18 protein-coding genes and 1 CRISPR repeat array are annotated in these 20058 nt (G+C 54.7%); of the genes, 12 read left to right on the top strand and 6 right to left on the bottom strand.

Annotated elements, in window-relative coordinates; all coding sequences use genetic code 11:
• Positions 1-353: 353 nt before the first annotated feature.
• From METMA_RS0122245 to istA, 6 genes are all read right to left on the bottom strand, one after another.
• Positions 354-956 (bottom strand): class I SAM-dependent DNA methyltransferase, encoded by a 603-nt coding sequence (locus METMA_RS0122245; protein ID WP_027147543.1) that lies wholly within the window; start codon positions 954-956, stop codon positions 354-356.
• A 109-nt stretch (positions 957-1065) separates the two neighbouring features.
• Entirely contained in the window at positions 1066-1455 is a 390-nt protein-coding gene (locus METMA_RS0122240) for a tautomerase family protein (protein WP_020161329.1), read from the bottom strand.
• A gap of 31 nt (positions 1456-1486) precedes the next feature.
• Positions 1487-2125: a hypothetical protein gene (locus METMA_RS0122235; protein ID WP_020161328.1), complete on the bottom strand. Its 639-nt coding sequence runs from the start codon at positions 2123-2125 to the stop codon at positions 1487-1489.
• A gap of 932 nt (positions 2126-3057) precedes the next feature.
• The gene (locus METMA_RS0122230) at positions 3058-3672 is read right to left on the bottom strand and encodes an NAD(P)H-dependent oxidoreductase (protein ID WP_020161327.1); all 615 of its coding nucleotides are present in this window, start codon (positions 3670-3672) and stop codon (positions 3058-3060) included.
• A gap of 23 nt (positions 3673-3695) precedes the next feature.
• Positions 3696-4442 (bottom strand): IS21-like element helper ATPase IstB, encoded by a 747-nt coding sequence (istB, locus tag METMA_RS0122225; RefSeq protein WP_020161326.1) that lies wholly within the window; start codon positions 4440-4442, stop codon positions 3696-3698.
• On the bottom strand, positions 4429-5961 hold the full coding sequence (gene istA / locus METMA_RS0122220) for an IS21 family transposase (protein ID WP_084254169.1): 1533 nt from the start codon (positions 5959-5961) through the stop codon (positions 4429-4431). The genes istB and istA overlap by 14 nt, the downstream gene beginning before the upstream one ends.
• A gap of 175 nt (positions 5962-6136) precedes the next feature.
• A CRISPR array of direct repeats spans positions 6137-8422; the repeat unit is 29 nt; unit sequence CTGTTCCCCACGCCCGTGGGGATGAACCG.
• A 256-nt stretch (positions 8423-8678) separates the two neighbouring features.
• Here istA and METMA_RS26000 point away from each other — a divergent pair.
• The 12 genes from METMA_RS26000 (at position 8679) to METMA_RS0122160 (ending at position 19964) form a co-directional block, all read left to right on the top strand.
• Positions 8679-9299, top strand: a complete 621-nt coding sequence (locus METMA_RS26000; RefSeq protein WP_027147541.1) for an aldehyde dehydrogenase family protein — start codon at positions 8679-8681, stop codon at positions 9297-9299.
• 20 nt (positions 9300-9319) lie between these two features.
• Positions 9320-9595 (top strand): hypothetical protein, encoded by a 276-nt coding sequence (locus METMA_RS25995; protein WP_051114373.1) that lies wholly within the window; start codon positions 9320-9322, stop codon positions 9593-9595.
• Positions 9596-9887: 292 nt separating this feature from the next.
• Positions 9888-10217 carry a c-type cytochrome gene (locus tag METMA_RS0122205; protein ID WP_020161323.1) on the top strand — a complete coding sequence of 110 codons (330 nt, stop codon included), beginning with the start codon at positions 9888-9890 and terminating at the stop codon, positions 10215-10217.
• Between the two features lie 10 nt (positions 10218-10227).
• The gene (locus tag METMA_RS0122200; RefSeq protein WP_020161322.1) at positions 10228-10917 is read left to right on the top strand and encodes a hypothetical protein; all 690 of its coding nucleotides are present in this window, start codon (positions 10228-10230) and stop codon (positions 10915-10917) included.
• A 13-nt stretch (positions 10918-10930) separates the two neighbouring features.
• Positions 10931-12487: an FAD-binding oxidoreductase gene (locus METMA_RS0122195; protein ID WP_020161321.1), complete on the top strand. Its 1557-nt coding sequence runs from the start codon at positions 10931-10933 to the stop codon at positions 12485-12487.
• A 385-nt stretch (positions 12488-12872) separates the two neighbouring features.
• On the top strand, positions 12873-13811 hold the full coding sequence (locus METMA_RS0122190; protein ID WP_020161320.1) for a hypothetical protein: 939 nt from the start codon (positions 12873-12875) through the stop codon (positions 13809-13811).
• Positions 13804-14508, top strand: a complete 705-nt coding sequence (locus METMA_RS0122185; RefSeq protein ID WP_020161319.1) for an HAD family hydrolase — start codon at positions 13804-13806, stop codon at positions 14506-14508. The genes METMA_RS0122190 and METMA_RS0122185 overlap by 8 nt, the downstream gene beginning before the upstream one ends.
• Before the next feature lie 562 nt (positions 14509-15070).
• Positions 15071-15982: a beta-ribofuranosylaminobenzene 5'-phosphate synthase family protein gene (locus tag METMA_RS0122180; protein ID WP_020161318.1), complete on the top strand. Its 912-nt coding sequence runs from the start codon at positions 15071-15073 to the stop codon at positions 15980-15982.
• 17 nt (positions 15983-15999) lie between these two features.
• Positions 16000-17139: an ATP-grasp domain-containing protein gene (locus METMA_RS0122175; protein WP_232216412.1), complete on the top strand. Its 1140-nt coding sequence runs from the start codon at positions 16000-16002 to the stop codon at positions 17137-17139.
• Positions 17117-18100 carry a methenyltetrahydromethanopterin cyclohydrolase gene (gene mch, locus METMA_RS0122170; RefSeq protein WP_020161316.1) on the top strand — a complete coding sequence of 328 codons (984 nt, stop codon included), beginning with the start codon at positions 17117-17119 and terminating at the stop codon, positions 18098-18100. Before METMA_RS0122175 ends, mch begins: the two co-directional genes overlap by 23 nt.
• Before the next feature lie 92 nt (positions 18101-18192).
• On the top strand, positions 18193-19113 hold the full coding sequence (locus METMA_RS0122165) for an ATP-grasp domain-containing protein (protein ID WP_020161315.1): 921 nt from the start codon (positions 18193-18195) through the stop codon (positions 19111-19113).
• Positions 19110-19964: a triphosphoribosyl-dephospho-CoA synthase gene (locus METMA_RS0122160; RefSeq protein WP_020161314.1), complete on the top strand. Its 855-nt coding sequence runs from the start codon at positions 19110-19112 to the stop codon at positions 19962-19964. The genes METMA_RS0122165 and METMA_RS0122160 overlap by 4 nt, the downstream gene beginning before the upstream one ends.
• Positions 19965-20058: the final 94 nt, after the last annotated feature.

Here is a 20058-nt window from a genome sequence, read left to right as displayed (position 1 = left end):
GTGTACCATCAGAACTATCAACGGCCTAAGCCGTTGGATTCAACCGCCGGATGCGGAAAACCGCATGTCCGGTGGTGTGGCAGAGGTGACGGGCGCAATCCCGTCACCCCGAGCCGATCCGAGTTTATGAAAATCCCTGTCGACCCGTGAATGGCTTGCTTTCATGGCGACGAAGCCTGGAGGCGATGTTTCTGGCTAATAAATAAATGCTCTAGTCCTTCGCTGGTTTCTGGCAGAGAGTTTTATCGGAAGGCTTGGGATGGCTCTTGCAAGGATTCGCTATGCTTCGGTAAGCGTAACTAGAGGTAAGAAAGTGGGGATGTATTTTTTAAGCCAATCGGACGAGTCACGGATCAGGCCTTTTCCGCGACAATTGCATATCGCCCCTTATCACGGCCCTCGGTCGGCAGATTCATGAATTCGCCAATAAGCGGGTGACAGCCAAGGTTTTCAATGATGTGCAGCGTTTTCTCCGGACTGTTGGAGTCGTAGAAAAATTCCTGGCCGAACATGAAGTCGGTAAACGCTGGATGCTCGGAACCGCCGACCGTAAGCATCACCCTTCCGCCAGATGGAAGCCTTTCTACAACCTTGCGCAGAATAGGCTCATGATACGAACGCTCGATGTGAAATAGCGAATCCCATATAATGGCAGCATCAAAGCCGTCATTGAACCCATATGCTTCCATGGATGAAAGCACCCACCGCTGTTCCGGGAATCTCTCCGCCGCTTTTTTGATCTGTTCGCTGGACTGGTCAATGCCGATTACCCGGTAGCCCCTGGAAATTACATCTTCAGCCATTGGGCGGCCCGTGCCGCAACCGAGATCTATCACCGAGGCGCCGCCTGGAAGAGCGGACAACAACACATCCAGGTATTCGCGTTCACGTCCATAGAACTTCCTACGCGCACTGTCCCATCGGTCTGAGATCTTGTTATATGCTTCACGGTTCATAGAATGACCTAGCGCCCTAAATCAGCCGAAGCGTGCCATGAATAATTCAGCCGACATCAAGAAAACAACGCTACTGCCCAATGTCGGCTGAAGTGCCATGGTATGCGCTTTACACATTGATTCTATAGTCGAGCTTGACTTCATCCCCGTGCATTCCTCTAAAGCCCCAATTGTGCGCGGGGCTTTCCTGAATGCACACTTCAATGTCCTGATGTGCAATCCCGACCTCATCCCTGATTTTATCGAAAAGCAGGCGGATCAGCTTTTTCTTCGCTTCAATGCTGCGGCCTTCGATAATTGTGATTTCGATGATGGTATAGGCATCGGTGCGCTCCGACGGGTAAAGCATATCTTCCTTCTCCATCATGAAAAAGCGATGCGCTCGCTTGTCGGCAGGGAACCGCAAGGCTTCCATGACGCATTGATGGATGGTTTCTGATAAACGCTCTCGTATTGGAGCGAGCTTTTCCCGAATGCCGTAAATTTTCACTTGAGCCATTACCTATTCCTTGTCTATTGCATAGCGCCAGCTAAGCGGCGAATTTTTTATGTTTGCCTGATTTGTTTGCCAAGCCTAGCCATGAGAATAAAATTAACCCGGTTAGAAGAAGCGAAAATGAAGAAGGCAAAGGGACAGGCGAGGGGGTTGAATGCGGAGATAAAGCCGATGTAGAAAATTTTCCGGATATATGGGAAGTCATGCGGCCCCATTCAGTTGTCATCAAGTCATATTTAAAAACACCTTTATCTGTAACAAATGAAGTAAGCAACAAAGTATTGACTGTAAATGATAGCGTTGAACCATCGAGCGACCAGGGCACTTCGGCAATAACAGCGCCCCAGCCGCCAGATCCTACATCACCGCTTGATGGCGCCGCTTTTCTGATTCTCAAAGTATCGGACGACAGATGCATTTCTCCGCCCCTGATAATAGCATCATAATTATTCGGATAACTCAGGGATTGGTCGCTGTAAATATAGTATTGAAATGCATTCGCCTGCCTGCCAAATTCGTCAACCGTGAAAAAATCCGGCGTTTTATTAAATTCCAGTGTGAATGTGCTTGTTCCCGAGTCAATGTCCACAAAAATATTATCATTAACGGCAAAGAAACTGGCCCAGGTTAAAGAAGGCAACATTAAAGATAAAAATACGATTAGTTTTTTCATTTAAATTTCCTTATAGCATTGGCTGAAAAGATATTATTCGCGTCTCAATATTCCATGATCTTTTTACACTTAAATTGAGAAGAATATCTTTCAAGACAATTTTTTCTAATTTGGATAACTCCAAAATTTGTCAGTTATTCAGCAATCGGTTGGTAATGAAAGACGGCTCGGCGGCAATTTTGAATGACAGGTGTCAATCGACTGGAGCCGGTAGTATTCAAATTATTTGCTTAGTCATCCTGCATCGAGATACCCTGAGCATACCAAGAACTGATTCCCTTGATTATCGCCACACTTGGCAATTCTCAAGACCATAGGCCTGCCGCATTGCGGGCATGAGTTCTCATCGATCGGGGCAGCTTGTTTTCGATATCGTTTTAACATGGCTTACATGATCCCTGTGTGATCCGATCAATGGCTTCAACCGGCCGAACTCGATCTTAGCACAGATAGCCAGAACGTCACTAGTGCTAAAAATCAGTTGCTTTTGATGGGCGGATATAACGGCTCGCATAAACCAGATTGTCCGGCATGGGCGTTGTGAAATTGCTGTCGTCGACGAGCATGTCACCGGGAAAACAATGGCACGATCGATTTGCGTATTGCCGCCTTCGGTCGGAAACGTACATTGCTTCACAGATCCGGCTCGGATGACCATGAGCCCGGCAACCGCTTCATCTGTCGCTCATGAAGAGCGCTGTTTTGCTGGATGAGCTCCGGTCAGATTTTGATCAATTTAACTAAACTGCTTTATTTACAAATAGATATAATGCATTGTTACAATTTAGTGACAAGGTTATCCACAGGTTTTGTGGATAATTGGAGTTAAGGCTACTGTTTTATTGGCGATAACAGCCCTGCATCTTCTCTTTTATTCGCGAAACGCGCTGCTTGGTTTTTGCTGACATCGCTCCGTCTTGCTTCAAGAGCGCCTATTTGCCGGCACGGCCCGACAGTTCCATCTTATCGAGCCATCGCTGTCTTTTTTCATTATTGACCGCTTCCACCATGCCAATCAGGGTTTCTTGGGTAGTTTTGATGCCGCAGAAGCCCAGGATATTTCTTTCCAGGCTTTTCAAACTATGGGCCATAAAATACCACCGATAAGCAAACGCGGGCATACCCATTGTAATGACAATGTGCGCGGTTTTGCCTGTGAGCAATTGTTTCCAAGGTCTGTCGCCGGCGTTTTTTGTGGCGGCAAAGCCCGGTCTGAATACCTGTTCAAAAAAGGCTTTCAAATAGGCCGGCATGGTTCCGAGCCATAACGGGTAAATGATGACAAGATGATTTGCTGATTGGATGATCTGCTGCGACTGTTTAATCGCCTCGGGCGCCTGGCCATGGTCAAAATCAGCCTGGGTGCGCAGTATAGGGAACTCGATTTTAGCGATGTTAATTACCTTGACCTCATATCCTGAAGATTCCGCACCTTTGCTATACGCGTCTGCCAAAGCATGGCAAAAGCGATTACCTGCCGGATCCGGATGTCCCTGGATAATAGCAATTTTGTCAATGGCCAATAATTTTGAGCCAGTTTCGGCCATTAAAATTGAGCCACTTTTTCCGGTTAATATGAGTTGTTTAGCTTCGCTTTCAGCCGATAACTTTCCCCTCCGAGCATAAAGATATGTGAATGATGGATGATGCGGTCGACGATAGGCACGGCCACATTGTCGTCAAAGAAGAACTCGCCCCAGTCCGTGAACGCCTTGTTGGTGGTCAGGATGATCGACCGGTATTCATACAGCGCGTTGATGAGCTGAAACAGGTTGTGCATGCCCTGCTTGTTCATCGGCAGATAGCCCAGCTCGTCGATGATCAGGCAATCGAACTTGAGCAACTGGTTGATTTTCTTTTTCAACTCGCCTTTGAGCTCAGCCAGTTCCAGGGCCTCCATCAGGCCCAGTGCCGTGTGGAAGCCGACCTTGTAGCCGGCCTCGATCGCTTTCAGGCCGATGCCGATGGCCAGGTGGGTCTTGCCGACCCCTGGCGGGCCGATGAAGACCACGTTGTCGCGGTTGTCGATAAAGCCGAAGTCCAGCAGGCTGTTGACTTCGCGCTTGCTGATGGTGGTCTGGAAGCGGTAGTCGAACTCCTCCAGGGACTTGTGCAGCGGAAAGCCGGCTCGCCGCCGGTTTTGCTCGACGCGCTTGCTGTTGCGCTGTTGCTGTTCATGCCGGATCAGGCAGTCGGCAAACTGCAGGTAGGAGCTGTCGCCGGCTTCGGCCTGACTCAGCAGCTGCTCCAGATGGTCGGCAATGCCGGACAGGCACAGGCTGCGGTATTGCCGGGCGACTTGGTCAATAGACGGCATGGCGCTCTCCCTGGCCAGTGGAGCGGCCATTCAGGGTGCCATAACGGGCCAAGGCGGCCGAGGACGGATGGTCTGTTGTCGTCGGCTCGAGCGGAGTGAGCCGCTCGGGATGCTGCTGCCAGGCTTCCAGGCGCTGCTTCAGGCCGCTGGCGGTCAGCCGCGGCAACTCGATAAGCCGGCTCAACAGGGGCTCGGGGATTACGCCGTGGCGCTGGTGATGTTCGGTCAAGACCTGCTTGGCGCCCGCCAGCTGGTCCTTGTAGATCTTCGGCGAAGTTGCTTTCAGCAAGGCGCACAGCGCCATCGCCAGCGCCGCCTGGCCGACCAGTTGCTGCAGGTCGGCTTCCAGTGTTTCAATGCGCAGGCTCTGGTCGCGGTAATGGTGGGTGTTCTTGATGACCTGGCCTTTTTCCAGGCACAACCGATGCTCGGCGATCACTTCGCCCGTGTTGAGGTCGCTGATCAGCAACTGGCCGTCCTGGTCACAGACGCCGACCCGGGCGCTTTGATAGGCCATGGGCACCGAGTATTTGTTGGACTGCCAGGCGATCAGGCCGGTCTTGTCAGCCTTGCGCGTGACTACGAGAGCCTGCGTATCATGGACACAGGACGGGGTCAGGTAAGGCTGCATCCGGGCCTTTTCCTCGCGGTCATAGAGCCCCCGAGGCGGCTGGCCGGTGCTGCCGTGAATCCGCTGGTTGGCGGTCTGGTCCAGCCAGTCGGCCAGGGTCTGCTCCAGGTCCTGCCAGCTGGCGAAGGTTTCGCCGTACAAGCCGTTGTGCTTGACATATTTGACCCCGGCCTCGACCTTGCCCTTGCTTTCCGGATCGTAGCCTTCGCAGGCCCGAATCGCAAAGCCGGCCGCGGTCGCATACTGATGGAAGCGCTGGTTCAAGGTCAGTTCCCGGAACCGCTCATGGATCACGACCAGCTTGGTCTGGTCGTACACGCATTCGGCCGGCTGGCCGCCGAAATAGCGGAAAGCGGCATCATGCTGGCGGATCAGCGTGGCGGTATCGATCGGTCGGGCCGAAAACGACACATGCATCAGCCGGGAGTAGGACAAGACGAACACCATGAAATAGACCGTGGTCGGCACGCCGCCGATCAGGACGCCGCGCAGCTCGCCGCCATCGACCTGGCACTGCTCGCCCGGCACCATATCCAGCACCGGCTCATAGTAGCGGGCCTGCCTGACAGGGAGCTCCTGCTTGAGCGCCTGGATGTAACGCCGCACTGAACGGTCGGACACGGCCAGATCATCCACCTTGGCCTTCAACTTGCGCAGCACTTTCACGGCCGACAGGCCGGGATAGGTTTGCAGCAGTTGAATGATATAGCCGCGGTAATCGTCCAGCTTCTTGGTGCGGTCCGTATCGGCCAGCAGCGCCGCAATGGCAGGTTCCGTCAGCTTCAAATACTTGCTGACCGTGTTGCGGGAAATGCCCAATTGTTTGGCAATTTGGCGCTCCGATAAGCCATTGCCGTGGTTATGTAATGCTTTGATCTGATGGATCACTAGCCACTCCTTCATGCCGCTCCCTGAACAAAAGCCAGGGACTGTGGCAAATAATGAGATAAAGATAAAGGAAAAAGTGGCTCAAAATTGTTGGCCAATTCTGGCTCATTTTAGTTGTCCAATAACACCGTGGGGATGAACCGGCCAAATCTTTATGTAGCCATGTTCCCTGATGCTGTTCCCCACGCCCGTGGGGATGAACCGTCAGGATTCAGCGCCGACTTGATGCGATCCAGCTGTTCCCCACGCCCGTGGGGATGAACCGGCAGTAGGTTTTGCCTTCAAATAAATGGAACTCTGTTCCCCACGCCCGTGGGGATGAACCGATTTTCCAGCTCATTCGAAAAAAACTCATCCTCTGTTCCCCACGCCCGTGGGGATGAACCGCCGGAGATCAGTACCGGCAGCCGCTTTCTTGACTGTTCCCCACGCCCGTGGGGATGAACCGAAATAGGTTCTTTCTTTAGATAAGGCGGTTTTCTGTTCCCCACGCCCGTGGGGATGAACCGTAGTGATTTATCAGATTTTATTGATAGTCATGCTGTTCCCCACGCCCGTGGGGATGAACCGGCGACGCAGACGACGGGCGATTAATCGGCGTGCTGTTCCCCACGCCCGTGGGGATGAACCGCCTGTGACCTGCAGCAGCAGCTGCTGGACGTGCTGTTCCCCACGCCCGTGGGGATGAACCGGAAGCGGAAGCGCGGCGCATCCAGGAAGAAAACTGTTCCCCACGCCCGTGGGGATGAACCGTATGAATAATAATAAAAATAATGAGAGACAGTCTGTTCCCCACGCCCGTGGGGATGAACCGCCCCTCTGCAATCAACCCCTTGCACATAATAACTGTTCCCCACGCCCGTGGGGATGAACCGCCCATCCGCGACACGCGGGTATTTTCCACCAACTGTTCCCCACGCCCGTGGGGATGAACCGGCGGTATTATGATTATTTTTCATGAGGGTTTGCTGTTCCCCACGCCCGTGGGGATGAACCGCGTTCGGCATTATCTCCGGCGGTCTGATTGCGCTGTTCCCGACGCCCGTGGGGATGAACCGTGAACGTCGATAGGTAGCGCAGCATTTCCAGACTGTTCCCCACGCCCGTGGGGATGAACCGCCGGCTTTTATCACTACGCGCGAGGGAGTCATCTGTTCCCCACGCCCGTGGGGATGAACCGCGAGGCCGCGAGTGGCCCCGTTAATATTTCAGCTGTTCCCCACGCCCGTGGGGATGAACCGGATAAGGAATGAAAATTCATGAATTAATATCACTGTTCCCCACGCCCGTGGGGATGAACCGTCCCCAATCTTAACTCTCAGAGTGCCGTTGCCCTGTTCCCCACGCCCGTGGGGATGAACCGTTCAAACTTACCATAACCGCAGTACTTGATGACTGTTCCCCACGCCCGTGGGGATGAACCGCGGGGGCGGATTCAGGAACCCCGGCAATTCTACTGTTCCCCACGCCCGTGGGGATGAACCGATAATTATATGTCGAAAAATCGAAATGCTCTTCTGTTCCCCACGCCCGTGGGGATGAACCGGTCGGCAGATCGCTATATTCTGTGCTGTGCATCTGTTCCCCACGCCCGTGGGGATGAACCGTGTTCCCGGCGGTGCACACGCAAAATACCGATCTGTTCCCCACGCCCGTGGGGATGAACCGTACTGGTCGAAAAAATCCAGCGCGGCCACCAGCTGTTCCCCACGCCCGTGGGGATGAACCGCGCTATGCGACAAGAACGGCACGGCAGACATCCTGTTCCCCACGCCCGTGGGGATGAACCGAATCAATAAGTAATTCATTAAGACGCGTCAATCTGTTCCCCACGCCCGTGGGGATGAACCGATGAATTAAACACTCTGTATTTTAATTTTATTCTGTTCCCCACGCCCGTGGGGATGAACCGTCCAGATCGGACTGGAGCGGAACCACCCAGTCCTGTTCCCCACGCCCGTGGGGATGAACCGGCATTATTAAAGCGGATGACATTGGCACACATCTGTTCCCCACGCCCGTGGGGATGAACCGGTTTTTCAATGCGCGGTTGGCAATCATGATGGCTGTTCCCCACGCCCGTGGGGATGAACCGCTAGATGTTAAAGCGCACATTGCTAATTTAATCTGTTCCCCACGCCCGTGGGGATGAACCGCGACTCTGTCTTCTGATGCCGCGTTGTTTGCGCTGTTCCCCACGCCCGTGGGGATGAACCGGTCTGTGTCCGGCGCTCAATCGCTGCCGGTATCTGTTCCCCACGCCCGTGGGGATGAACCGGCCGCCTTATAATCCAGATTCTAAAAATGTGACTGTTCCCCACGCCCGTGGGGATGAACCGCGCGTCATCCAGGCCGCCAAGGCCAACGCCGGCTGTTCCCCACGCCCGTGGGGATGAACCGGCGACGAATAATAAAATTCTAGGCATAGCTAACTGTTCCCCACGCCCGTGGGGATGAACTTGATGATAACCTGCTACGCCCCGCTTCAATCTGTCTCCATACCCATAAAAACAAACCTCGCCATGAAAAAAATCCCCAAACTATTCAAAAAAAACACCCCATCCACAGCTTAACTTGACACACCGGCAGCACAGCAAAATTTGACAATGAGGAGCTATGTATGCACACTCGCGGACAGTTTAAAAATGTAACACAGCAATATCAGACACAAACGCCCTGAGTCTGGTGCAGTCACAAATTTAAACAGGAGTCGCATTATGGGCGATACATGGCAGTCGGCCGGGGCCTGTTCCGGGTTTGAAGTCCTGCCGATTGGCGGGCGGTGGCGCGCCGGCCGTTCCAGTCACAATCTGATAAATACCAATCCTTTTAATGGCCAGACCCTGGTCGTGATGTTGCTGGCGTCCGCGCAGGATGAGGCTTATGAATCGGCGGGCGCGGCGCAGAAAGCCGGGGCGGCTGCGGCACCGGTGATCCGCGCTGAGGTGCTGCTTAAGGCGATGCGGATTTTCGATGCCCGCCGCGAGGACATCATTCCGAGGCTGATCGATGAAGCGGGTTCGTCGCGTTTGAAAGCGATCATTGAAGGACAAAGCGCGCGGGGCGTCACGCTTGATGCGATTTCGTTTCCTTATCATGCCTCCGGCCGCATTCTGCGTGCGGACATTGCCGGCAAAGATAACCGGATCAATTGCCGGTCGTTGGGCGTGATCGACATCATCAGCCTGCGCCATTTCCCTTTGCATCTGATCCAGCGCTCGCTCGCGCCGGAGAGCAGGGCAACGCCGCCGTGGTCAAGCCGGCGGGCGATACGCCGGAGAGCGGGAGACTTGCTGTTAGGAAGATCTCCGGGGAGGCCGGCCTGTGGGCATTCTTAATGTGACGGTTGGCGCGGGCAGTGAAATCGGCGATCACTTTGTCGGGTTGTCGGGCATCCGCGGCTCCGGCTTATTTCATCATTTTCCGGTTCGACGCCGGCGGGTTGCGGTATCGGCCGCATCGCAGCAGTGTTCGGGCGTTTTCTGTGTCCGGGCGGATTTATTTCAGCATCAATCGCATCATTGTCGATGCCCGTCCGCATGACACCTTAGTCGAGCGTTGCATCGCGCATGTCCGCCGCCTGAAGGCGGGGGCGTTCGGATGGCTCCGTTGGCGAGCCGGCGCATGTGTGTAACGAGGTATCGCCCGGCAGTGCGCCGGTCCTCGAAGAATCTTCGGGCCGATCGTGTCGATTCTGTGCGCCAAAAATGAAGCGGACGCGCTGGTGCTGGCGAACGCGTCCGGTTACAGGTTGTATAGCTTTTTCCGCTAATCTGGAACGCGGCGCGCGCTTTGCGCAAGCGGTCGGGCCGGCATGACGCATGCCAACGATATGTCGATATGCAATGAACCCCGCGCGCCTATCCGTTCTGTAGCGGTGAAGTCAGCTTTCATGAATTTTTCATCAAGCCCAGAGGAGCACGAAAATGTCCTTGTCCATGACCTGTCGGTGCGGAAAGTGGATTTTCGCGGCCTGCGCCGCTGTTTTTCTCGCTTTGCTTTCGGTTTCCGCCTTCGCTAAAGAGGATGACAAATGGCGAAACGAGGAACAAGTCTACGCCAAAATCTGTGCTTATTGCCATGACGTCGGGGTTGGGCCGGTAATCAAGGGTCGGCAGTTGACGCCGACGTATATTGCCGCCTGGGTCCGACACGGCTGGAAGGCGATGCCGGCCTTTTCCTCCGCCTTCATCGATGACAAGACCTTGCAGCGTCTTGCCGAGTATGTGTCGCAATCCGCGCCGCCGCAGCAATAAGGAGTTTGCCATGCATGTTACACGTCGTTCCTTTATTAAGGGCATCGCCCTGGGCGGTTTCGCCGGTGTGCTCATGGCGCGCCCGGGCCGGGCTTTGGCCCGGGCTGCGGCCGGTGTCCAAAGCCGGCCGGTTCTGGCGCTGGTCAGCGGCGCGGTCGAACGCTCGGCGTTCCTCCAGGGCATTGCCGAGACGGTGCCGGGTGAGTTCCTGCGGGTGCAGCGCACGGACCACGGCATGGGGTTCGTGCGGGATTTCAATCAGTTGCTGCGCTCCGGGCAGCCGACCAGGATCATCGGTCTGGTCGATGACGCCAGCGCCGCGCTGATCGTCGAGTTGGCGCGCGCCTCGGGCGCCCGCGTGCCGTGGCTGGGTTATCATGCGGCCAGTTCCGGACACTCGCGCCATCGGCTGCTCAGCACCGAGTCAACACGGGGCTGCGCGATGCGGTTGGGCCGGCAGCTGAGCGCCTGCGGCGCCGGTTTCAGCCTTAGCGAACAGCGCCCGCACCACGCCGAGACATCTTTCGAGCTGGCGGCCCGGCCCCACAACGGCGCGGCGGGCGATTCGGACCGATGGGCCGCGGCGCTTGGATTTATCCTGGCCGCGCCGGATGCCGAACTATCCGCTTGGATGCCGCCGTCCGTCGGTACTCGGCCGCCCTTGGCCGGAAATTTCGTTTCTTTCGCGATCGAGACTTGAAGGAGTCAAATCAATGACTGAACAAAACTACGCCATACTTCCTCCGGGAGTTGAATCGCAGGCGTTCCATAATGCGGTCCAGCAGTTCCGCCAGTTGCTCGGCAACGAGAACGTTCTGGTCAAGCAAGAGCAGCTGGTGCCTTACATGAAGATCATGATGTCGGTGGATGAAGCCGGGCACGCGGCCTCCGCCGTCCTGACCGCTACCAACGTGGAACAGGTGCAGGGCGTTGTGAGGATTTGCAACGAGCACAAGATCCCGGTGTGGACCGTGTCCACCGGCCACAACTTCGGCTACGGCACTGCCGCGCCACATCATCGCGGCCAGATCATTCTGGACCTGAAGAAGATGAATAAGATCATCGAGATCGACCCGGACCTGTGCACGGCCCTGGTCGAGCCGGGCGTGACTTATCAGCAGCTGGCCGATCACATCAAGGAGAAGGGCTACAAGCTGTGGGTCGATCCGCCGGCGCCGTCCGCGATCGTGGGCCCGGTCGGCAACACCCTGGATCGCGGCATCGGCTATACGCCTTATGCCGAGCATTTTATGTTTCAGTGCGGCATGGAAGTGGTGCTGGCCAACGGCAAAGTGCTGCGCACCGGCATGGGCGGCGTCAGGGACTCCAATACCTGGCAGGTGTTCAAGTGGGGGTACGGTCCGTACCTGGACGGTATTTTCACCCAGTCTAATTTCGGCATTGTGACCAAGATGGGGCTCTGGCTGATGCCGCAGCCGGATGTCTTCAGGCCATTCGCGGTCAAGTTCAGGAAGGATGAGGATATCAAGGATCTGGTGGAGATGTTCCGGCCGTTGAGCATCAACGGCATTATTCCGAATGGCGTGGTATTCGCCGGCACCCTGTACGAGGCCAGCGTCACGGTGCGCCGATCCGATTACACCACGGAGAAAGGCGCGACTTCCAAGGACGTCATCCAGCGTATCCGCGACGAGCATAATATCGGTGCCTGGACTGCCTATGGCGCGCTGTACGGCACCCACGAGCAAGTCGAGGTCAACTGGCGGATCGTCATTGACAGTATCAAGAAGTTGGGGAAGGGCGAGATCATCACCGAGGATCATGCCGGCAATGACCCGGCGTTTAAGTACCGCGCCGACCTGATGCGCGGCAACATGACCCTGACCGAGTTCGGCCTGTACAACTGGCGCGGCGGCGGAGGGTCCATGTGGTTCGCGCCGTTGAGCCAGGCCAAGGGCTCGGAGACGGTCAAGCAGGTCGAGCTGGCGACCCGGATTCTCAACAAGCACGGACTGGACTATGTCGGCGAGTTCATCCTCACTCAGCGCGCCTTGCACCATGTCATCGATGTGCTGTTTGACCGCACCGATACCGAGGAGATGTCCCGCGCCCATGACTGTTTCGCCGAACTGCTGGGTGAGTTCGAGAAAAACGGCTATGGCGTGTACCGGGTCAATACCGCGTTCATGGATCGCGTCGCCAATAGCTTCGGTCCGGTGCAGCGCGAGGTCAACAAGACGCTCAAGCGTGCGCTCGACCCGAACAATATCCTGGCGCCGGGCAAATCGGGTATCGATCTTGATATCTAAGGATAAGGTGAGAAATAACTTCCCTGAATTTTTAGATGTGGGGGCGACTTTAGTCGCCCAGGGGCGAATGAATTCGCCCCTACATAAGCGCTGATTTTCAGCAAAAAAATCAGAAAGTTATTTTTAACCGAATCCTAAGCGGCGGCCGATGCGGCCGATTTTGGGGCTTGGGCCGAACAACCATGGAGCGCAAGTGCATTCGACCCTGCCATTGCGCGCGGACAAAAAATGAATGAACCGTCCCAATACAAAATGCCTCTAACCGGCTGACGATGAACAAGACTATCCAAGAGTTGCTGTATCGTTGCGGCGTATCCGGTACAATAATTCACCTTTATATTGATGTAAGATCGACCAGACGTCATAAGCCCTTAAATTGTAATTCATGTTTTATCCCAAAGATTTTATCGAAACGGCCGAAGGGCTGATTTTTGCCGTGGTGGCGCAAGGCCTGGAACAGGGCAAGGTGTTGTGTTTTTTACGTTACGTAAGGGAAGCCTCGGGCTGGAAAAAATATGACACCGACCAGGCCAACGCCCTGCTGGCACAGCATCATCCCGATTATCTGCATTATTCCAGTGTTTTGGATGCGCATTTGCATGCGGTGGCGGTAATACGCATAGTCAGGCATCACCAACCCCAGCACCGGCTGCGGCATATCACGCGCTCGAAGTCGCCGGATACGGTTGAGCAGGATTTGCTCCAGTTGTGCCATTTATTCCGGAAGCAGGGGCTGGATTTAATGAAGATCGGGGTGACTGGCTCGTTGCTGATCGGCGTTCAGCAGCACAGTTCCGATATCGATCTGGTCTGTTACGGGCGCAATGTTTTCCATGAAGCCAGGGCGATTACGCGCGAGCTGATCCGACTGGGCCATTTGCAGGATCTCAATGGCGATGACTGGCGGCAATCCTATCAGCGCCGCTCATGCGCGTTGAGTTTTGACGAATACGTCTGGCACGAACGGCGCAAATCCAATAAGGGAATCATTAACGGGCGCAAGTTTGATTTGAATTTTATTGAAAACGAGGCTAAGCCGGAATTGGTCAATTTCCAAAAAGGCGAGTCGGTTACGCTGCAATGCGAGGTCACCGACGATACGCGCGCGTTTGATTATCCCGCCGAATTTAAAGTGGCTCATAAGTACATCCAAAGGGTCGTCAGTTTTACCGCCACTTATACGGGGCAGGCTTTGCGCGGCGAAACGGTGGAGGTATCGGGGCGGCTGGAACAGGAAGAGCAGGGGCTCAAACGTATCGTCGTCGGTTCCAGCCGGGAAGCCCATGGCGAATATATTAAGGTTATTCAACCGCCGGATGCATAAGTTACCTGATTTCAGCGCGGTTATTTTCGATATGGACGGCCTGGTTCTGGATACCGAAACCACGTATGTGGCTGCCTGGCAGCAGGCGGCCGGCGCCATGGGGTACGAATTTCCGGAAGCGTTTTGCCTGTCCATGTCGGGGTTGCATTCCGAGGTTGTCGAGCAGCGGTTGATGGCTTTTTGCGGGGCGGATTTCGATCTGAAAACATTCGCCCGGTTAAGTACCGATTATTGGCATCAATACGTCAATACCCATGGGATCAACACGAAAAAAGGCTTCAGGCAATTGCTTGACCTGATTGCCGGGCAGGGCATTCCTTATTGCCTGGCCACCAACAGCCCCATGCTCAATGCGTATCAATGCCTTGAATCCGCCGGCATCAGGGATGTTTTTTCAACGATTGTCACGCGTGATCATGTGCGCCAGGGCAAGCCCTCGCCCGAGATTTTCCTGAAAGCGGCGGCGTTGCTGAACGTACCTATCAGCCGTTGCCTGGTGGTCGAGGATTCTCATGCCGGCATTGAGGCGGCGTCCAGAGCCGGCGCGTTTTCGGTGCTGATTCCGTCGATCCTGCCCGTCGATCCGCACACACGCGAGTTGTGCGATGTCATGATGAATGACCTGGCGCAATTGGCCGATGTAATCAACGGATTTATCCCCGTTGCCGCACCGATCGGCCCACAGGAGAAATCATAGCGTCTCTGTAGGTGCGAATTCATTCGCACTGCGCCAAATAAGGCAAATGTGAATACCCCGCCATCAAGCCTTTCAGGTTTGGCATGGACTGTCTACCGAGGAGCAAATATCTGTCCATGCGGCCGTTCGTGATCTTCGTGGTGAACACAGCCTCGGTATGCATTCCCACGCAGGACAGACTGTGAAAGAATTAGTGAAAAGCGTCATAAAAAGCCTTATTCACCACGAAGATCACGAAGGACACGAAGAAAAAATAAAATTAATCAATAACTTAAAACTTCGTGTGCTTCGTGTCCTTCGTGGTTAAATCTTTTAAATTGAATACTTTCACAGTCTCAGGAGCGCGGGAACGAGTAATCAAACCCTTCAGGTTTGGCACAGACTGTCGAGGCCATTTTGTGTTTGTCGCTTTAAGTCCGCGCCGACATTTAAAAACCGCTTCCTTTGTTCACATGAGAGTTTGATCATGTATAATTTCCGCCACTTATCTGCCACAAGCGATTTATAACTTTTGAAAGTACAACATTCTAAAGTCTCAGTAATTGCCCCCGCGAGATTGCATATGGGGTTCATCGATTTAAGCGGATCATTGGGCCGTCATTTCGGCAGCATTGGCATCGCGCTTAATGAAATCAGCACGCGTTTGTCGATAACCAGGGCCGAGCAATGCACCGTCACTGGACCCGCCGCGCAGCGAGCCAAAAAATGTACGGCCATGCTGTGCCGGACGCTGGACGTATCCGATAAGCTGAATATCACGATTGAAGCGGCTATCCCCGAACATGTCGGGCTGGGCTCGGGCACGCAAATGTCCCTTGCGATAGGTTCCGCCTTGAACGCGTTTTACGGCTTGGGGCTGACGGTTCGCGAAATCGCCCAGTTGACCGACAGAGGCATGCGCTCCGGTATCGGTATCGGCATTTTTGAACAGGGCGGCCTGGTGGTCGACGGCGGCCGGGGCGAAAAAACGGTCACGCCGCCGGTGCTGGTGCATATGGATGTGCCCGAGGATTGGCGCTTTATTCTTGTCTTCGACCAGCGCGGGCAGGGGCTGCATGGTCATCAGGAAACCCAGGCTTTTGCCGTATTGCCGCCCTTTTCCAGCCAGGAAGCCGCGCGCTTATGTTATCTGTTGTTGATGCAGGGCTTGCCGGCCGTGGCGGAGAATGACATCGTCAAGTTCGGCGATGTCATCACGCAGCTGCAAAGGTCGGTCGGAGAGCATTTCGCCGCGGCGCAGGGCGGCGTTTTCACCAGTCCGGAAGTGGCCGAAGTGATGGATTGGTTTGAACGCCAGGGCGCCGTCGCCATCGGCCAGACTTCTTGGGGGCCTACCGGCTTTTGCGCGGTGGACGGCGCGCATTTTGCGGAATCCCTGGTCAGGCATGCCGGGCAGGAGTTCGCTCATTTTGATAATCTGAGTTTTACGGTTGCCAGTGCCCGTAATAACGGCGGCGACGTTTTTGTCATGTAGGCATCGTTGTTGTCCCGGTGACGGTCGGCACGGTCATTCCTGAGTCTCTTCTCGTTATCGCCGGTTCCGCGCGCATGTTGGCGCAGGCGGCGAAAGCGTCCGGGCTGAAGCCTTTAGTCATCGATCTGTTCGCCGATCAGGATACCAGAGCCTGCGCCGAGGCATTCCGTCAGGTCGATTCATTGGCCGAGGCCGACATCGCGGCGGCCGTGGACGATTTCATCAAGCATCATGGTGTTGCCCAGGTTGTTTATGGCGGCGGTTTTGAATGTCATCCGGAGAGTCTGCATTATCTGGGCGATCGGTTGAATCTTCTCGGCAATGCTGTCGAGGTGTTTACAGGCGTTCAGGATAAGAAAACGTTTTTTTCCTGTCTCGAGCGCTTAAAGATTCCTTATCCGGCCGTTTCGTTTGATGTGCCGGCATCCGATGGGGATTGGCTGGTAAAGCCGCATCAGGGGCGGGGCGGCATAGGCATCAAGCGCTGGCATGCCGGAGACGCGATAGCTTCGGCATCGGTTTACTGGCAGCGCTATGTCGAAGGCGAGCAAAATTCCGTGCTGTTTCTGGCTGATGGCAGCAACGCGCAGGTCGTCGGCTTTAACAGGCAATGGACAGAGGCCCTGGATGATGCGCAGGCGTTCGTATTTTCGGGCATCAGCAATGATTGTTCGTTGCACGATGCGCATAAAGCGCTGATAAAGGACTGGCTAAAAAAACTGGTACCGATTTTTGCGATCAAGGGTTTGAATTCGCTCGATTTCATCCGGTCAGGGGAACGAATTTACGTGCTGGAAATCAATGCGCGTCCGCCGGCCAGCATGCAGTTATACGATCAGGATTTGCTGATCAGGCACATCAAGGCCAGCCAGGGCGAGTTGCTTGGCGGGCCATTCGGGCAGGCGGGCTATACGGGCTATCGGGTTATTTACGCGTCATCGGAGTTGCGTATTCCCGACCCGTTCGCATGGCCGCCATGGTGCCTGGATCGGCCTGAATCCGGTGCATTAATTGGCATAAAACAGCCGATTTGCAGTATCATTGCGCACTCGAAAAAGTCGCGGCGGGTGTGGGAAAAGCTGGCGACTAGGCAGCAGATTATTGTTAATAAATTAAATCAAGGTATCGACCGATATGGAATATACAGCAAGCGTTAATAAATTGACTCAGCCATTAGTCAAGCAACTGATTGATAACGCCGATAAATTAAGAATCCATGTAGAAAAACTGGCAAATGGCTGCACAATCGTTGATGCCGGTATTAACGTGCCGGGCGGCATCGAAGCCGGGCGCATCATTGCTGAAATCTGTCTCGGCGGCATGGGCACTGTCACGATCAGCCAAAGCCCATATACGGCTAACTGGCCATTGACCGTCAACGTCCATACCGGCAACCCGGTGCTGGGCTGTCTGGGCAGTCAATACGCGGGCTGGAGCCTGTCGCATGAAAAATATTACGCCTTGGGTTCGGGGCCGGCCCGTGCCATGGCGACTAAAGTAAAAGACGGCAAGGAAGAGCCGGTGGAGGAGCTTTACAAGGAACTGGAGTATCGCGACGAGGCCGAGTCGACCGTACTGGTGATCGAGAATGATGCGGTTCCGCCTGTCGAGCTCGTGGAAAAAGTCGCGGCCGCCTGCAAGGTCGATCCTTCCAGATTGACGATCATTGTCACGCCGACCAGCAGCCTGGCCGGCGGCGTTCAGGTGGTGGCGCGGGTGCTGGAAGTAGCCATGCACAAGGCGCATGCCCTGCATTTTCCGCTGGAAAACATTATCGACGGCAGCGGCAGCGCGCCGGTTTGTCCGCCGCATCCGAATTTTGTCAAGGCCATGGGGCGCACTAACGATGCGATTCTGTTCGCGGGCCAGGTGCATATCTTCGTCAAGGGCAGCGACGAGGATGCCGAAAAACTGGCGCGGGAACTGCCCAGTTCAACGTCCAAGGATTACGGCAAGCCTTTCGCCGATATTTTTAAACAGTATGAATACGATTTCTTTAAAATCGACGCCATGCTGTTCAGTCCGGCCAGCGTTATCGTGACGGCGGTCGAGTCCGGCAAAAGCTTCCGCGCCGGCAAGCTCGACAATGCCTTGCTGGATCAGTCTTTCGGCGCCTAAAACGCCCGGTCATCCTGCCGCAAGGCGCCAATGGCGCCTTGCGGCCTCCATCGGGTTGTCCAACCCGGCTTTTCATTTTTGAGAGTACGCGTGTGAGTCGCATAGCAATTTTTACCGATGATCCGGGCTGGCACGGCAAGCAGTTGCGTCTTGCTTTCGCCGGCCGGGGTTACGACTGCGAATTTGTCTCGTTAACCGAGTGCGGTTTTACCATCGAGCCCGGACAGATGCCGGTTTCGATACCCGGGTTCGAGCAGGCGCTGCCCGATGCCGCCTTCGTTCGCGGCGTGCCGGGCGGTTCATTGGAAGAAGTCGTGATGTATCTGGATGTTCTGCATGCCTTAAAGGCGATGAGTATTCCCGTCTACAATGACGGGAAGGCCGTTGAGCGCAGCGTCGATAAGGGCATGACCAGCTTTCTGTTGCGCAATGCGGGGCTGCCGACGCCTGTGACCTGGATCTCGCGGGACAGGGAACTGGCCTTGAGCATTGCCGAGGAAGAATTGAGCAACGGCAATCTGTTGATCAGCAAGCCGCTGTTCGGTTCGCAAGGCGAGGGCATCCGGCGTATTGAAAAAATGACCGACCTGTTCTGGCTGACCAGCAGTCATGGCGTTTATTATCTGCAACGCTTTGTGCATTGCGACGGCGTGGGCTTTTCCGATCATCGCGTCTTCGTGATCAACGGCCGTGCGGTTGCGGCCATGCGCAGGCGCGGCAAGTTTTGGCTGAACAATGTCGCGCGCGGCGCGCAATGCGAAGTGATCGATCTGGATCCCCAAATGGCGGATCTGGCGGTCAGGGCAACGCATGCGCTGGCCATGGATTACGCCGGCGTGGATATCATTCGCGACCGGGAAGGCAATTACACCATTATTGAAATAAACAGCATTCCGGCCTGGAAAGGCCTGGAGAGTGTTTGCGATGTCAATATCGCCGAATTGCTGGTGGACGATCTGATAACCCGATATCTCGATCAAAACCGGCCTGAACTGGTTGCCGCTGTCTCATGATTTCCGCAAAACGCCTGAGTGATCTGTACCGGTTGGCCTGCGAAGTGGAATTGCAGGCCTTCAAGCCCGGCAATGTCAGTGTTTATGCCGGTGGCCATGATATGACCGTGGCGGATTTCAGGGTCAGCGCCGAAGTCAGTGCGCCGCCTCTGTGCAATCCGGATTATTCGCTGGGCGAAAAAATCTATTATGCCGTCAAGGCGACACGGGAAGCGGTAGGTTGCAATACCAATTTGGGAATTCTATTGCTGTGCGCGCCGTTGATCCAGGCGGTCAACCGTTGCGGCCCTGGCGTATCGCTGAGGCAGGCGTTGCGCGATGTTATCGCCACGACCACAATTGAAGATGCCGATTGGGTTTTTAAGGCCATCACCCTGGCATCGCCAGGTGGGTTGGGCGAGTCCGAGGAGCAGGATGTCAGTGACAAGGCATCCGTGACCTTGACCGAGGCCATGAAAATAGCTGCCCCCAAAGATCGCATCGCGTTGCAATACGCTACGGATTATAAAGATATTTTCGAATTTTCAGTTTTGAGGTATAATGCGCACTTCACTCGGTGGGGAGACCGAAATTGGGCCGCGGTTGCAGTATATGCCGCTTTGCTCAGTCAATTTCCTGATAGTCATATCGAAAGAAAATTCGGAGACAAGTACTCCGAATTAGTTGCGGCCAGGATGGTTCTGCTTAACGAGGAGTTTTCCAAAACTGATAATCCGGAGCGACTTAAGCCATTGCTTTATCGCATCGATCGGGAATTTAAGCTTGATGGGATTAACCCGGGCACAACGGCTGATTTGACTGTAGCAACTGTGCTGACAGTATTTTTAGAGGATTTAATTGAGAATCTTTAACTTTTTCAATTAGTCTTCGACAACGAATTTGTTTTAAAAGCAAATATCTGACATTTAATGTCCTTGGATTTAATCTAAACTTTTTTCATTTTTT

Source organism: Methylobacter marinus A45, from assembly GCF_000383855.1.
Lineage (GTDB): Bacteria > Pseudomonadota > Gammaproteobacteria > Methylococcales > Methylomonadaceae > Methylobacter > Methylobacter marinus.
This window is presented reverse-complemented; position numbering and strand designations above follow the sequence as displayed.

What these genes read in the sequence shown, in the direction of transcription:
- METMA_RS0122245 (WP_027147543.1), bottom strand. Translation starts at nt 956, where the DNA reads ATGAACCGTGAAGCATATAACAAGATCTCAGACCGATGGGACAGTGCG.
- METMA_RS0122240 (WP_020161329.1), bottom strand. Translation starts at nt 1,455, where the DNA reads ATGGCTCAAGTGAAAATTTACGGCATTCGGGAAAAGCTCGCTCCAATA.
- METMA_RS0122235 (WP_020161328.1), bottom strand. Translation starts at nt 2,125, where the DNA reads ATGAAAAAACTAATCGTATTTTTATCTTTAATGTTGCCTTCTTTAACC.
- METMA_RS0122230 (WP_020161327.1), bottom strand. Translation starts at nt 3,672, where the DNA reads ATGGCCGAAACTGGCTCAAAATTATTGGCCATTGACAAAATTGCTATT.
- istB (WP_020161326.1), bottom strand. Translation starts at nt 4,442, where the DNA reads ATGCCGTCTATTGACCAAGTCGCCCGGCAATACCGCAGCCTGTGCCTG.
- METMA_RS26000 (WP_027147541.1), top strand. Translation starts at nt 8,679, where the DNA reads ATGGGCGATACATGGCAGTCGGCCGGGGCCTGTTCCGGGTTTGAAGTC.
- METMA_RS0122205 (WP_020161323.1), top strand. Translation starts at nt 9,888, where the DNA reads ATGTCCTTGTCCATGACCTGTCGGTGCGGAAAGTGGATTTTCGCGGCC.
- METMA_RS0122200 (WP_020161322.1), top strand. Translation starts at nt 10,228, where the DNA reads ATGCATGTTACACGTCGTTCCTTTATTAAGGGCATCGCCCTGGGCGGT.
- METMA_RS0122195 (WP_020161321.1), top strand. Translation starts at nt 10,931, where the DNA reads ATGACTGAACAAAACTACGCCATACTTCCTCCGGGAGTTGAATCGCAG.
- METMA_RS0122190 (WP_020161320.1), top strand. Translation starts at nt 12,873, where the DNA reads ATGTTTTATCCCAAAGATTTTATCGAAACGGCCGAAGGGCTGATTTTT.
- METMA_RS0122185 (WP_020161319.1), top strand. Translation starts at nt 13,804, where the DNA reads ATGCATAAGTTACCTGATTTCAGCGCGGTTATTTTCGATATGGACGGC.
- METMA_RS0122180 (WP_020161318.1), top strand. Translation starts at nt 15,071, where the DNA reads ATGGGGTTCATCGATTTAAGCGGATCATTGGGCCGTCATTTCGGCAGC.
- mch (WP_020161316.1), top strand. Translation starts at nt 17,117, where the DNA reads ATGGAATATACAGCAAGCGTTAATAAATTGACTCAGCCATTAGTCAAG.
- METMA_RS0122160 (WP_020161314.1), top strand. Translation starts at nt 19,110, where the DNA reads ATGATTTCCGCAAAACGCCTGAGTGATCTGTACCGGTTGGCCTGCGAA.